The sequence below is a fragment of the Stenotrophomonas sp. PS02300 genome (assembly GCF_029959395.1).
Classification (GTDB): domain Bacteria; phylum Pseudomonadota; class Gammaproteobacteria; order Xanthomonadales; family Xanthomonadaceae; genus Stenotrophomonas; species Stenotrophomonas maltophilia_AD.
On record NZ_JASCOP010000049.1, the window covers coordinates 1 to 14,048 of the forward strand.

General features: G+C 61.0%; 12 protein-coding genes and 1 pseudogene. 3 read left to right on the plus strand and 10 right to left on the minus strand.

Annotated features, from left to right (window positions below):
* Window positions 1-120: pseudogene (locus tag QMX79_RS10815) on the plus strand (IS30 family transposase); the annotation flags it as partial.
* 439 nt (window positions 121-559) lie between these two features.
* Here the strand turns inward: QMX79_RS10815 and QMX79_RS10820 are convergent.
* The 10 genes from QMX79_RS10820 to QMX79_RS10865 form a co-directional block, all read right to left on the minus strand.
* Window positions 560-1,894: an MFS transporter gene (locus tag QMX79_RS10820; RefSeq protein WP_017355541.1), complete on the minus strand. Its 1,335-nt coding sequence runs from the start codon at window positions 1,892-1,894 to the stop codon at window positions 560-562.
* A 164-nt stretch (window positions 1,895-2,058) separates the two neighbouring features.
* Entirely contained in the window at window positions 2,059-2,298 is a 240-nt protein-coding gene (locus QMX79_RS10825; RefSeq protein WP_282246756.1) for a hypothetical protein, read from the minus strand.
* Between the two features lie 40 nt (window positions 2,299-2,338).
* On the minus strand, window positions 2,339-2,977 hold the full coding sequence (locus tag QMX79_RS10830; protein ID WP_282246757.1) for a hypothetical protein: 639 nt from the start codon (window positions 2,975-2,977) through the stop codon (window positions 2,339-2,341).
* Window positions 2,978-2,996: 19 nt separating this feature from the next.
* Window positions 2,997-3,728: a HupE/UreJ family protein gene (locus QMX79_RS10835; protein WP_026070689.1), complete on the minus strand. Its 732-nt coding sequence runs from the start codon at window positions 3,726-3,728 to the stop codon at window positions 2,997-2,999.
* Window positions 3,725-6,862, minus strand: a complete 3,138-nt coding sequence (locus QMX79_RS10840; RefSeq protein WP_017355545.1) for a CusA/CzcA family heavy metal efflux RND transporter — start codon at window positions 6,860-6,862, stop codon at window positions 3,725-3,727. Before QMX79_RS10840 ends, QMX79_RS10835 begins: the two co-directional genes overlap by 4 nt.
* A gap of 9 nt (window positions 6,863-6,871) precedes the next feature.
* The gene (locus tag QMX79_RS10845; RefSeq protein ID WP_017355546.1) at window positions 6,872-8,107 is read right to left on the minus strand and encodes an efflux RND transporter periplasmic adaptor subunit; all 1,236 of its coding nucleotides are present in this window, start codon (window positions 8,105-8,107) and stop codon (window positions 6,872-6,874) included.
* Window positions 8,104-9,354: a TolC family protein gene (locus QMX79_RS10850; protein WP_026070690.1), complete on the minus strand. Its 1,251-nt coding sequence runs from the start codon at window positions 9,352-9,354 to the stop codon at window positions 8,104-8,106. Before QMX79_RS10850 ends, QMX79_RS10845 begins: the two co-directional genes overlap by 4 nt.
* A gap of 91 nt (window positions 9,355-9,445) precedes the next feature.
* Window positions 9,446-9,838, minus strand: coding sequence for a hypothetical protein (locus tag QMX79_RS10855; RefSeq protein ID WP_238378116.1), 393 nt, complete (start codon window positions 9,836-9,838; stop codon window positions 9,446-9,448).
* Between the two features lie 448 nt (window positions 9,839-10,286).
* Window positions 10,287-11,036, minus strand: a complete 750-nt coding sequence (locus tag QMX79_RS10860; RefSeq protein WP_017355549.1) for a hypothetical protein — start codon at window positions 11,034-11,036, stop codon at window positions 10,287-10,289.
* Window positions 11,036-11,509, minus strand: coding sequence for a hypothetical protein (locus tag QMX79_RS10865; protein ID WP_017355550.1), 474 nt, complete (start codon window positions 11,507-11,509; stop codon window positions 11,036-11,038). The genes QMX79_RS10860 and QMX79_RS10865 overlap by 1 nt, the downstream gene beginning before the upstream one ends.
* Window positions 11,510-11,720: 211 nt before the next feature.
* Between QMX79_RS10865 and QMX79_RS10870 the strand changes: the two genes are divergently transcribed.
* Both QMX79_RS10870 and QMX79_RS10875 read left to right on the plus strand, forming a co-directional pair.
* On the plus strand, window positions 11,721-12,362 hold the full coding sequence (locus tag QMX79_RS10870; RefSeq protein WP_017355551.1) for a hypothetical protein: 642 nt from the start codon (window positions 11,721-11,723) through the stop codon (window positions 12,360-12,362).
* Window positions 12,363-12,372: 10 nt separating this feature from the next.
* Complete coding sequence (locus tag QMX79_RS10875; RefSeq protein WP_026070691.1) at window positions 12,373-13,542, plus strand: XRE family transcriptional regulator; 1,170 nt, start codon at window positions 12,373-12,375, stop codon at window positions 13,540-13,542.
* The last annotated feature ends 506 nt before the right edge of the window (window positions 13,543-14,048 follow it).

The window sequence follows — 14,048 nt, forward strand, 5'->3', positions numbered from 1 at the left end:
AATATCTCTCAAGCTCAGCTTGATGCAGTTGCCCGCCAACTGAACGAGCGGCCCCGCAAGACGTTAGGCTACGAAACACCCGTCGAGCGATACCGACGAACCGTTGCGTCGATCGGTTGAATCCAAGGCCGATAGCGGACATTGCGGTACGCAGAAAAGCAGCTTGCAAACCTGAATAGGCGAAACGTCACGGCCACGATGGCCGCGGTGCTAGGATCTGGGCCATGGAGATGGGCCGCATAACCGTTGCCATCGGCGTCGCCCTAGCCGCAGTGTCCTGCAGCGGATCCCAAGGGCGCTGGACTGCTTTTGTCTATCCGCCGGACGCATCTACTCAGGAAGTCCGACACGCCGTTTATGGCGACTACGACACCTTCGAACGTTGCCAGGCAGCTGCAGTAGCTGCCCTCAGAGACAAGCCTCCAGTGCCTGGGTCGGAGGATGTAGGCTCTTACGAATGTGGGCGCGCGTGTCGATATGACGTCGACATGGACATGTACGTCTGCGATCAAACTCGCAAGTAGGCGGCTCCGTGCTCGCCGCCCGCCTGGTGCCTTGGTCAGCCTGGCCAGCGCGTGTGAAGTTGATCGATGACAAACCGGTGGCGGTGCGTGCCATCCGCGTCGCGGTGTGCCAAGAGGTGCGGGTCGTCCTCAGCAAGATGTTCGTGCTGATGCGCTATCTCCTCAGGATCGTGCGCCGGCCATCTGCGCCACGCGGCGACCAGACCGAGTGCAGCCAGAATCCCCAAGGCGGCCAAGGCAACATGCAGGCCGTAGCGGGCACCAACCCAGCCGGCCAGCGGATATGCAATCAGCCAGCAAACGTGCGATAGGGAAAATTGGGCGGCGAAGAGGAATGGCAGATCGGCGGACTCAGCCGAACGTCGCAGCAGCCGTCCACCGGGCGTAACCAGACCGGCATACGCCATGCCCAACAGCGTCCACGTCGGAATGACCGCCGCCCATCCAAGATTTCCCTTCAGGGCAAACCAAATGCCGAGGAAGGTGACCAGGACAGCTGACATGAACAGTCCTGCAGTCAGCATCACTGTTCGGTCCGAAATGCGGTCCAGAACTCTCGGAAGAAGAAGCGCTACCAGCATGGAGCCGCCGCCGAAGGCCGCCAGCGCCCACGCAACCTGTTCCTCAGCCCCGCCCAGAACGGTGCGGACCATGACCACAGTATTGACGAACACCATCGCGCCGCCGGCTGCGGCACAGAGGTTCAATGCAAGCAGGCCCTGCAATCGCGGGGTGCGAAGGTAGATTCGCATTCCACGGATGGCTCGCGCATAGGGACCATCCTTGGAGGTGACTGCAGCGAGGGCGGGGAACGTGGTGGAAGCGACGAGCACCGCCGAGAGGATGAAACCTACCGACGTACCAGCGAACAGCCCGTGGAAGCTGATGATCGTCAGCAGCGCGGCAGCAAGCGCCGGGCTCAGCAGGCTCTCAAGGTCATATGCCAATCGGGAAAGTGAGAGCGCGCGGGTGTAATCGCGCTCTTCTTTAAGAATTTCGGGAATGGTGGATTGAAACAGCGGCGTGAAGCATGCCGACGCAGACTGCAGCACAGCGATAAGGACATACACCTGCCAGATCTCGGTGACGAAGGGCAGACAGACCGCCACAGCTGCGCGAACCAGGTCGAGTGCGATCAGCACCCGCTTGCGCAGTCGTGCTGGGACCAACGCTCCTGAAACGGGTGCCAAGGTCACGTACACGACCATCTTGATGGCCAGTGCGGTGCCCAGCACCGCCCCCGCCTGGGCGCCCGCCAGGTCGTAGGCCAGGAGGGCAAGGGCGACAGTTGCCAAGCCGGTTCCGACCAGGGCGACTATCTGCGCACCAAACAGGCGGCGAAACGTCGGGTGACTCAGTACTTCGAGCATGGGATTGTCCTGGTATCAACGTTCTGACGGAATCAACCCGTGTGCCCCCTCTGTCCGGTTTCAGGACAGAGGCGGCAGACCGGCGGAGTGTACGCCCACCATTGTTCGGGTCGGGGTGACGACCCCGCCGGCATGGCGGGGTCGTTCGCTAAACGCGATTGGATTTACTTCTTCTTCGACGCTGCCTGCGCTTCGCAACGTTCCTTCAGCGCTTTGGTCTGGGCATCATTTAGGTCCACCTTGAGCTTCGAACGGTCCGCAAGCTGTTCGCAGGTCGTCGGCTTGGCCTTGGGGGCAGCCGTGGGGGCTGGATTCGCATGAAGGGCCGGATCATGGGCGGACGCCGTGGTGAAAAAGGACATGCTGAGAAGCAGGCCGGCGACTACTGCGGTATGAGCTTTCATGTTGTTTCTCCTCGGTTTGGGTCGGCAAAGTGCCGGGGTGTTACGGCTGATAGATGTCGGCTTGGTAGCCAGTAAGTTCGATGCTCACGGTCACCGGCTTGTCGCTTCGGTTCTGCCAGTACCACCCATGAGTTCCCTCAAATGGCGCGACGAAGGTGCCGCGTGCCTCCCGCTGCGCACCTTCGACGGCGTAGCTGGTCCATGCGCCCTTCACGTCGGGGCGCTCGCCGTGCATATCGACTGCCACGTCCCCGGTTGCCTTCCAGCGGAACAGCATTCCGGCGCCAGCAACCATGTGGGACTTGACCTCTTTTCCCTTGCCCGGCTCCAGCGTGATCGTCATCGCGTCCTGGCGAAGCTCACCGTTGGTGAGCGATACCGCGTCTGGATCAAGCGCTTGCCCTTTGTTCGCCCCGAACGCGGCCGCGGCCTTCTCCGCCAAGGTGGCCTCTGCGCCCGATGCTGTCGAGGACGTCGGCGTGGCCGGGTCGATGGCGGTGCTTCCGCCGTCCGCCAAAGCAGTCAAGCCCAGCGCCCGGCCGATCCCTGTGGGATCAATGCCATACTCCGCCGGCAGGACGGCGGTGATGAGAAGCGCGCCGGCAATGGCGGCGGCAAGAAGGGTCGACTTCAGCAGGCGGCCAGTGGTGGGGAGCGGTTGATTGGTGGTGATCGACATAATGGTTCTCGGTCAGAAATCAGGAAACGAAGTAGCCGGTGAGCTGCATGCCGATGAGCACGAAGCCGGCCATCATCAAGATGGTGTTCACGCCGTAGGCCTGACGGTTGAAGGACGGCAGTCGACGCCAGAAGCCCATCACAATCAGGATGCCGGCAAGCGCTAGCAGTTGGCCGAGCTCAACGCCCACGTTGAACGCAAGCATGTTGGCGACCAGCCCGTCCGGCGATAGCGAGAAGTCCTGGAGCTTCGTGGCCAGGCCGAAGCCGTGGAAGAAGCCGAAGACAAGGACCGCAATCTTGGTGTTGGGTTGCACACCGAACCACCGCTTGAACGCGCCCATGTTGTCCAAGGCCTTGTAGACCACCGACAGGCCGATGATCGCGTCGACCAGATAGGCGTTGACGTGAAAGCCGCCGAGCACGCCGAGCAGCAGCGTCGTGCTGTGACCAATGGCGAACAAGGTGACGTAGATGCTCACGTCCCGCATGCGGTAAAGGAAGAAGATCACCCCGAACAGGAACAGAAGGTGGTCGTATCCAGTCACCATGTGCTTGGCGCCGAGGTAGGTGAACGCGATCAGTTGCCTACCTGTGCTTTCTTCAAGGAAGGCCTGGTCGCCCTCGCTGACGCCGTGCGCGAACGCCGCAAACGGCAGGAGGACTGCGGCAAGCATCGAAAGCCATGCAAAGGGCTTGGTGGGGGAAGTCAAAGACGAGTTCCTTGTGCGGAAAGGAGATGGATGATTCATGGGGAGCGACTTTCCAGATCAGGTTTTTCGCGGTGGATCAGTCGATAGAGCGCCGGCAGCACGAGCAGTGTCAGCAGCGTTGAAGAGATGATTCCGCCGATCACCACGGTTGCGAGCGGGCGCTGAACTTCCGCGCCAGCACCGACGTTCAGGGCCATGGGAAGGAAGCCCAGGCTCGCCACCAAGGCCGTCATCAAGACCGGCCGAAGGCGGGTAAGAGCACCTTCGGTGACGGCGCGATGCAGGGGCATGCCTTCTTCCCGCAGGTTCTTGATGAAGCTGATCATCACCAGGCCGTTGAGCACGGCAACGCCCGAAAGCGCGATGAAGCCCACGCCTGCGGAAATCGACAAGGGAATGTCGCGCAGCCACAGCGCCACCACGCCCCCGGTCAGTGCGAGCGGCACGCCACTGAAGACGATGGCGGCATCCTTGCCCGAGCCGAAGGCCATGAACAGCAAACCGAAGATCATCACCAGCACCACCGGCACGACGATGGACAGGCGCTTGCTTGCCGAGATCAACTGCTCAAATGTGCCGCCGTACTCGATCCAGTAGCCCTCGGGCAGCTGGACTTCTTGTCCGACCTTGCTGCGCAATTCTTCGACAAAGGACCCCAGATCGCGTCCGCGCACATTGCTGGTGATTACCACCCTGCGTTTGCCATTCTCGCGGCTGATCTGGTTGGGACCGGGCGCGATCTCCACCTTGGCCAACTGGCCCAAGGGCACGAAGCTACGTTCTTGGGCCGTGCTGGCCCCCGGCGCGACGGCAACAGGTAGTGACGCCAGTGTTCCGATGTCCTGCCGCAGGTTCTCCGGCAGACGAACCACGATATCGAAGCGGCGATCGCCTTCGAACACCTGGCCGGCCGATTCACCTCCCAGCGCCACCGAGATGGTCTTCTGCACGTCGTCGATGGCTACACCGTATCGTGCAAGTGCGTCCAGGTCGGGCGTGATCGTCATCAACGGCAGACCGGTGATCTGCTCAAGTTTCACGTCGGCCGCTCCCTTGATTCCACTGGCAACGTCCTCCACCTGAGCGCCGATGGTTGCCAGCTGCCCCAGGTCGTCGCCGTAGAGCTTGACGGCAACCTCAGCCCGAACGCCTGCAATGAGCTCGTTCATCCGCATCTGCACCGGCTGCGTAAACTCGTAGTTGTTGCCAGGAATGGCACGAACCACTTTCTCGAGCTCGGCAACAAGCTGCGCCTTCGGCTTGCGCGGATCGGGCCATTGATCCCGATCTTTGAGCATGATGAAGGTGTCGGCTACGGAGGGGGGCATGGGATCGGTAGCCACCTCGGCCGTACCGATTTTGGCGACGACTTCGTCCACCTCCGGGAACTGCTTGATTGCCGCTTCGAGCTGACGTTGCATTCCGATCGCCTGGGTCAGGCTGGTCCCGGGAATTCGGAGCGCGTGCAGTGCGATATCGCCCTCATCCAGGTTCGGAATGAACTCAGTGCCGAGGCGGCTTGCAAGCAGGCCCGCCAGGACTGTGAGAACTGCGGCCGAGGCCACCACGACCTTGCGTGCGTTGACAGCTCGCTCAAGCATCGGGCCATACAACTTGGTGACCCCGCGCATGGCCTTGGTTTCCTTCTCCGAAACCTTCCCCGTTACAAACTGAGCCACAGCGGCCGGCACGAATGTCAGGGACAATGCCATGGCACCGGTAAGCGCGATGACCACGGTAAGCGCCATCGGGTGGAACATCTTCCCTTCCACGCCGGAGAGGGCAAAGATCGGGATGTAGACCGCCGCGATGATGAAAAGGCCGAACAGGCTTGGCTTGATCACTTCTGCACTGGCACTTGCCGCCAAGGAGAATCGTTCTTCGCGGGTCAACAGACGGCCCAGAAGATGTTGCCGCTCGCCAAAGCGGCGCAGGCAGTTCTCCACGATGATGACCGCCCCATCGACGATCAAGCCAAAATCAAGTGCACCCAGGCTCATCAGATTTGCGGAGACACGATTCTGGACCATGCCTGTGATCGTCAGCAGCATCGTCAATGGAATGACCGCCGCAGTGATCAGCGCCGCACGAAGATTGCCCAGAAGCAGGAAGAGGACCGCGATGACGAGCAGGGCGCCTTCGAGAAGGTTCTTCTTCACCGTCTCGATGGTCCGGTCCACCAGTTCGGTTCTGTCGTAGACGGGATGCGCCCGCACGCCGTCAGGCAGGGTGGCATCGATGTCCTTGAGCTTGGCGGCGGTTCGCTGAGCCACGTCCCTGCTGTTTTCACCGATGAGCATGAATGCCGTGCCAAGGACCACTTCCTTGCCATCCTTGGTTGCCGCACCCGTGCGAAGCTCGGTGCCTTCCACGACGTCCGCCAGATCGCCAACGCGCAATGGCATGCCATCACGGTTGGCCACAACGATCTTGCGCAAGCCCGCCATGTCGGCCACCTGGCCCGGCACGCGGACCAGGTACTGCTCACCGCTCTTCTCGATGTAGCCGGCGCCTACGTTGGCGTTGCTGCGTGCCACGGCTTCCAGCACGTCCTGCAACGTCAGTCCGTAGGCTTGGAGCTTCTTCGGGTCCGGCGTGATGTGGAACTGGCGGACATAGCCCCCGACGGTGTTGACCTCCGTTACGCCCTTCAAGTGGCGCATCTGCGGTCGGACCACCCAGTCCTGCAGCGTACGAAGCGCCATCGGCGTCCACGTCTCCTCAGCACCCGGCTCAGCTTCCACGGTGTACATGAAGATCTCGCCCAGGCCGGTCGCTACCGGTCCAAGGCTGGGCTTGAGTCCCTCGGGCAATTGGGATGCCGCTTGCTGAAGCCGCTCTGCGACCTGTTGACGGGCGAAGTAGATGTCCGTGCCATCTTCAAACACCACCGTGACCTGAGACAGGCCGTAGCGTGAGATGGAACGGGTGTATTCCAGCTTTGCCAACCCGGCTAACGCTGTTTCGACGGGGAACGTGACCCGTTGCTCGGCCTCCAGCGGTGAGTAGCCGGGAGCTTCGGTGTTGATCTGCACCTGGACATTGGTGATGTCAGGAACGGCGTCGATGGGAAGCTTGCTGTAGTTCCAGATCCCAAGGCCTGAGAAGGCCAGGACCAGAACGAGCACAAGCCATCTGTGCGCGATGGACGCGCGAATGATTCGCTCTAGCATGGGGCGTCCTTAGTGGTCGTGGCTTGCGCCGGACTTTTCGATGTCGGCACGAATCAGGTAGCTCTGTTCGGAGGCGTACCGGGTTCCCGGCTTAAGCCCTTTCAGAACCTCCACGCGCTCGCCATCGCGCCTACCCAGTTCAAGCATCCGCACCTCATAGCTGTCGCCCACTTGGGCGAACACAACGGTGAAGTCCCGGAAACGCTGAAGGCCCGATTCTTTTACGGTTAAAGGAACCTCCGTTTCCGCGATGACGACATCGGCGGATACGGCCATTCCTGGTCGCCACTTGCCTTCACTGTTGGCAAGGGCCACGCGTGCCACCACGGTCTGGCCCGCGCTGGCCAGCGGCAGGATGCCCTGCAGCTTTCCCGTTGTTTCCAAACCACCTGTTGCCGAACGGATGGTCACCGCTTGGCCCGGGGACAGGCGCTCGGCGTCGCTTCCCAGCGCACGCAAATCCACCCAGACCTCAGAAAGGTCAGCAATCTCGAACAACGTGTTGTCGGCAGCGACATCTCCTACCGCCGTGTTGCGTGCGAGCACCACGCCACTGAAGGGCGACGTTACGGAGTAGGTCCGCATGCTGTCATTGCCCTCCACCGTGGCCAGCGTCTGACCGGCCGAGACGCGTTGTCCCATCTCGACCGCCACACTGCGGACCACGCCCGGGAAGCGTCCCTTCACCGCAGCAAAGCGACCGGTGTCGACCGCGACGTTGCCCATAAGCGAGACAGTGTCCCGGATGACCCCTGGTTCGGCGGACTCAACCACGACACCTGCGTCGGCAGCGGCTTTCGGATCTATGGTTGTGCGACCTTCGTACGAGGCGTAGGCCCAGGTGTAGTTCTTCCCACCCACCACTGCATCGGCTTTGACGTCAAAGGAGTGCGGTTCAACCACCTCCCCGTTGCCCACCAGGTAATCGTTCTCTGGAACAAAGCTGAAGTTGTTGACTTCGCCGTCCAGTCGCTTGAGTTGCATCGTCGCTTTGACTTCGCCAGGTGCCAGCGGCTTGTCGTTGCGATAGGCATACAGTCGGAACTGCGGCGGGGTATTGGTTTCGTAAACAGTCACTTCAAGGGCGAAGTCGCCGTCGCGAAGCATGCGCCCGCGATGCGGCCCTCGTTCGTAGTCGCCTGCGGCCGCAGCAGTGGCTTCAGGCTTGTCTCCCTGCGACGGTTCGTTGCCGCCACATGCAGCCAGGGCGAACGGAAGCAGGATCAGGAATACGTATCGGTTCATGGGCGGATGTCCAAGGCAGAAGCGGTGAGGCGGTCGGCCTCGACCAGGAGACGGAGATAGCGCGCGGCGGATTCGACTTCCCGTTCGCGAAGGTCGAAGAGCCGCTGCTGCGCTTGGCTGAGTACCAGGAAGGAGAAGCGACCTTCCTCAAAGCCCCTGCGGCTCTGATCAAAGGCCTGCTGGGCCTTTGGCAACTGGCGCTGGCGCACCGACTCCACTTCGGACTGCGTTTGCTTGAGCTGCTGGTAGATGCCAAACAGCTCTTGACGCATCTCCAGCATCTGCGCCTCGCGCCTGTACTTGAGCGAGGTCAGCTCGTAATCCGCTTCGGCGACGGAGAAGTCCGATCGCCGCCGGCTCCCCAACGGGACAGAGATGGACATCACCAGGCCGCTGTCTTTGGTGGCTTCCAGTCGGCGAATGCCGAGGCCAACGCTGACATCCGGCTTGGCGCTGGCCCGGGCGATCTCCCTTCTTGCACCCAGAACCCCGGCCTGGGCCTCCATGGTCCGCTGCTGTGGTGTCGTGGCGAGGCGTAGGCTCAGATGATCGAAATCATCCAGAGGGGGAAGGACTCCGGTATCCCCGGCAACCGAACTGAAGTCCGGGCTCGGCGCCCCCCACGTGGCCGCCAGCGACATCCGCGCGCCTTCCAACGCCTGCAACGCCTGCTCCCGCTTCAACTCGGCATCGAGCAGAGCAATCTCGGCAGATCTCAGGTCCGAGTCCGGATTGCGGGCGGCCGCTACCCAGCGGGCCACTTCACGGCGCATGGCTTGGGCCATCTTGATGCGCTCTTCGGCGTGCTCGACATGCTCCTGGGCGGCCAGCACATCGACGAAGCGCCCCGCAGCCAAGGTGGCGATAGCGATACGGGTGACGTCCGCTTCGCTTCGGGCGGCGTCCACCTCCGCGCCACCGAGCGCTTGGCGTGCTGCCCGCTTCCCACCCAGTTCCAGGACCTTAGAGATGCGGAAGGTGGATTCGGCGGCGTCCAGGCCGCTCAGGCCCCCTGAGCCAGCCACGTTTTCAAGCTCGCCGCCCAGCACGAGCGGCGTAGGCAATGCATCCCGGCCCGCGCGGCTTCTGACAGCTTCTAGTTGAGCAGCGTCTGCCTGCACGCTGGGATGGGTGCCTAGGGCACGGGCAACCGCATCCTCCAGGCGCAGCACTTCAGCGGCGTGGCCAGGCACGGCCACACCGCAGGCGCCGGCAATAGCCAGCGCCCACAAACTACGTAATTTCACGGAAAATCTCCGACAAATGGTCATGACGACGCGCTGCCGGCCACCACTTGGTGGACAGCGCGCTCAGGCCGCTACAGCGCGGCAGGAGTCGTCAGATGATCGGAGGTCTAAAAGGTGAGCCGCGATGACCAGAGGGCTCATCAACGGAGTGCAGGCCGGGCAACAAAGATGCCGGCGGAACCGTAGCCAGGTTCAGATTCGAGGAAACCAGCATGCCGGCAAAGCTCACGTCGGCCTGGTGAAGGACGCTGTGGACGCCTGATGCATGCTTCGGATCTACGTTGTCGCCATTTCCCGGGGCGTGTGAGTGTCCGTGCTCCGCTGTTGCAGCGATGTCGTGCTCAGCAGTGTGGAGCTCGCCCTGCTGGATCACAATCGGCCGAACAACAACGCTCAACAGCATCAGCACGAAAATGCTGAACCGGATGAGTCGACGGTGGCGGGCCGAGAAGGCGGACATGGAAGGAAGAATAGTCGTATCCAAGTTGGGTTGTCGAGACCCTGAGTTGCGGGGCTGGAGCCCGCTCCAATTAAGGCTTGGCTGTCGAGGGACGCCTCGCTCAAGCCCGCTCCGATCAACGTTGCTTCAGGCGTGGTCGGCCAAGGTGTCCGGTTTTGGCCGGAAGCGGACGCCGGCGGGTTAGGGGATTAGGAAGATCTATCGAGGGTAGGCTGGGTCAAAAGTCTTGGGCCCGGGTAAGTATCTTGCGCACCCGGCAGGGGCCATCTGACAAACCGTACCGGATCGAAAGAGAAGACGCGCTCCAGCGGCGCGTCATTGGCAATGACCCCGAGACGGTCCGGGAACGCGGTCGGGCCGCAGTCAAGAACCGCCTCCGTATCGACTGCCAGGTACTCGATCACCTTATCGTTGCCGGCACTGGCACGACTTCGATTGCGGTCAGGGGGCGGGTCTGATGACCCGCCTGGTCCTAGGTCAACGGCTCATACCATTGTTGGCACTGGGTGAGCTCAAGGAACTCGCTGCCAGGATGGAGCACAACGCGACGCACCATGGAGGCTTCCAAGGCTTGTGTGGAGTAGTCCTCAAACTTGTCCGGATACTCACTTGACCTGACGCCTTGGTGAATGAGGTCAAGTCGTGCTACGGCTTTTGCCAAGCCATTCGTCGTGGAAAGGAACGCCACAGGCACTACCGCTTCAACCAGTGCAGGGCTTCCCAAGGATTTAAGAACACGGCCAAGCTTCGGGTCTTCGGCGTTGAAGTTGTAGAGTGCTTCACCGCCCCAGTGCCCGAGCAGGGAGCGAACGCCATACTCTCGCGCTTCGTGCGCTGGGTAAAAGCAGAACCACGCCTTGCCGGACCTGTTGCGATCGCGCACTTGGTTGTTCGCAAGCAAACGTTGCGCATGATCTTCGGCAAGCTCGCCTCGCGTGACTTGGGCCGCAATGCGTCTTTCCAGCAGCCCGGGGCTGAGCACCTCCAGCCCGTTTTCACGAATGTGCCCCGCTTCTTCTTCGGTCAAGCGGGTGAAGTGGTAACCACGCATGGCATGTGGCATGAGAGCTTCGCCAAGCGTGCGGATAGCTGCATCGAACGCGGGCGCGGCGCGGTCGGCTAGGTCCAACTCCCACGAGCGGAACACCGGGCGCAACTCATTGAGGACCTCGCGCAGCTCGCCGGGCCACGTAGCAGGCTGGGAAAGGTCGAGCGCCGCCATCAGTCGTAAAAGGCGAGCTGGGACACTTCGGGATGCGATGCCATGGCCAAAAACATGACATCAATGGCGGCGCGTGCCAGCTTATCGTCATGGCCTGCGTATCGCTGTTGCCGATCATGCTCCTTGCCGCCATGCACGAGGTTGTTGCGCACCCGGCGAGCAGCATCCATTAAACGATCGCCCTCAGGCCCGTCACCCAACGGGGCATCCACGAACTCGATACGGCGCTGTGCGCTGATCTGCATTTTCATCGGGGGCGGGTCATTGGGGCCGCCGCCCAAAAGAAGATCCTTGTTTTCCTGTGATAGTTGATTCTGGATGTGCCGGCGCACATGGACGTAGAACGCTGACCACTGCGTGTCCGGCTTTTCCCCGACGGCGCCATTGACGAACTCTGGGATTTGCTTGAGGGCAAACTCGATTCGGGAGAACGCCCTGAGAAGTTGCAGCGCTGTGTCAGGCTCCACGTTCATGGATTAGATAGGCTCAAGCCGGAAAACGGTGAGTATCATAGATTTATGGCGCTTCTCGCTATGCCACTCGCGCCTGAATTGGGCCTACTTGGTGTGGAGGATGGGTTCGATGGGAGCATGGCAGGGTGCTGGTCCGCGCACTGTACAAACTTCTTGTTTTTCCTCCTCAAATGAGGGAGGATTATCGGAAGTCCCCCTGAGGCAGACCCCGATGCTCCCAAACATCCTTTACGACGCTCCCGAAGAAATCGCCAGTCGCCTGGAACAGTTGGGGGTCACCGAGGTGGCGCTCCGCGAAGCCATCTATCAGGGACACTTGCAGCGCACCCGATTGACCCCTAACCACCCCCGTAACTTCCCGGGCTTGGTCATGTGGGGCGAGGTCGTTGCCGCCCTGAGGGACCAGCTGAGGCCGCTGGACTGGATCCGGCAGGATGTCGGCAGCTTCCCGGTGACCGTGAACGAGTCGTTGGACCTGGCTATCGCCGTGGCCTCGGGAGACCAGGGGACGGGCAACCCGTATGCCCATCCGTCGAACCGTTCGAAGAAGGGTCGCAACACCGTTGAGGCCATCGAGGCGAATCGTCAGATGGTGCTCTTCGAAGAGTTCATGCAAGAGATCAAGGACGACGCCGAGGGCAACCAGACGTGGATCTTGATGCACCACACGGATACGTCCAAGGGTGAGATCCGCTTTGAACTTTCACTGCCGGCTGAAATCGGTAATGACGGCAAGATCACTTCGTGGTCGGAACGCATCGTGCTCGGTAGCATTCCGTTTGACGATGACCTGACGGAAATCCTCGAGCCGGGTGGTCCTGACATCGACATTGAGATCCGCCGGAAAGCGTGACGAGGTTGCTATGTTCAATGCTTTACGGCTTACCCTCGCCCGCAAACGGCGAGGAATGAAAAAGCGTGAGTTGGCCGAAAAAATTGGGGTAACAGAGAAATCCGTCTCCAACTACGAGACGGGCTCCCAAGAGCCAGAGGCCAATACGCTTAGAAAGCTTTCGGAAGCGCTTCGGTTCCCCGAAGCCTTTTTCTTTGGTGTGGACCCGGAAGTTCCTCACCCCGATGTGGCGAGTTTCCGTTCGCTTTCGAAGATGACAGCCAGCCAGCGCGACACCGCGCTTGGTGCGGGCGCTGTTGCCTTGCTGTTGAACGAATGGATTGAGGCGCGGTTCGCCCTGCCAGACCCTGACGTTCCGGATTTGGGGCGCGAGGGAGGGGACAGTCGTCCCGTTAGCGTGCACAAACACGCTCAAGAGCCAGAAGCCTATCCGACATCGTCTTCTTCCCAGACCCCGGAGACGGCGGCAGAAATGTTGCGCGCTCACTGGGGCATCGGCGAGTTGCCGGTCAAGAACATGATTGCCCTGCTGGAATCCAAGGGCATCCGGGTCTATTCCCTGGCAATCGATGCCAAGGAAGTGGATGCCTTTTCGATGTGGAGTGGCGGTCGGCCCTACGTCTTCCTCAATACGTTCAAGTCGGCCGAACACTGCCGGTTTGATGCCGCGCATGAGCTGGGCCACCTGGTGCTGCACCAACATGCCCAACCCCATGGTCCCGACCTAGAGCGCGAGGCAAATGCGTTTGCGTCCGCTTTTCTCATGCCGCGGGCGAGCGTGCTTGCCATGGCGCCGCGTGCCCCTACGCTATCGAGTCTCATCCGGCACAAGAAGCATTGGGCAGTCTCCTTGGCAGCGCTGAACTACCGGATGCATGCCCTTGGCCTGACAACTGACTGGACCTACCGCACGCTTTGCATCCAGCTGGCGCAAGCGGGCTACCGCAAGTCGGAGCCTGAAGGTGTGCCGCACGAGAAATCATTAGTGCTTGAAAAGGTATTCGGAGCACTTCGCGAAGAAGGCTTGTCGAAAGCGGATGTTGCCCAACAGCTAGCGATCTTTTCTGACGAGATTAACGAGCTTACGTTTGGGCTGATGCTCAACGCACTGAAGGGTGGAGCGCCGAGAATGGCTGAGCCCGCTGCGAGGAGGGCCAACTTGCGTTTGGTCAAGGGATAGTATCGGGAGTGAGACCTGGGCGGATCCCTCGTAGCGTGTGCTTGTTTTTGGATTCGCGAAGGAGCAACGGTCTGCTGATGGCCGGAAGCAGCCATCAGCGGGACGACAGTGTCCGATCCCTAGCGGACGTTACTCTAGAGATGTCGGCTGCTACTGCCCCTTGGGCAACTACCTGAGCCTAATGCTTCGTCCGACTCCATAGCCCCGATATCTCACAGGCCACCTGTGGGGGGCTCCCATTTGTTAAGAATCTAGAAGTTCGGACCGGCATCAGGAATGGTCCCCCGTCTCGCCACGAGGGCAAATGAGCGGCGGACGCCAGCCCTTCCCCCGAGCCAATGCAACCATAGGTTTTCAGCCATCGGGCAACCATAGGTCCAGCAAAAATGCAAACCTATGGTTGCTCGTCTAGGTGGCCGAAGCGGTAGTTCCCTGAACGCGCGCTTCATTCATGTACCGGTCAGTTCAATATTCAGGGTTGATTAGAGCGGCTAACGGATAATTCA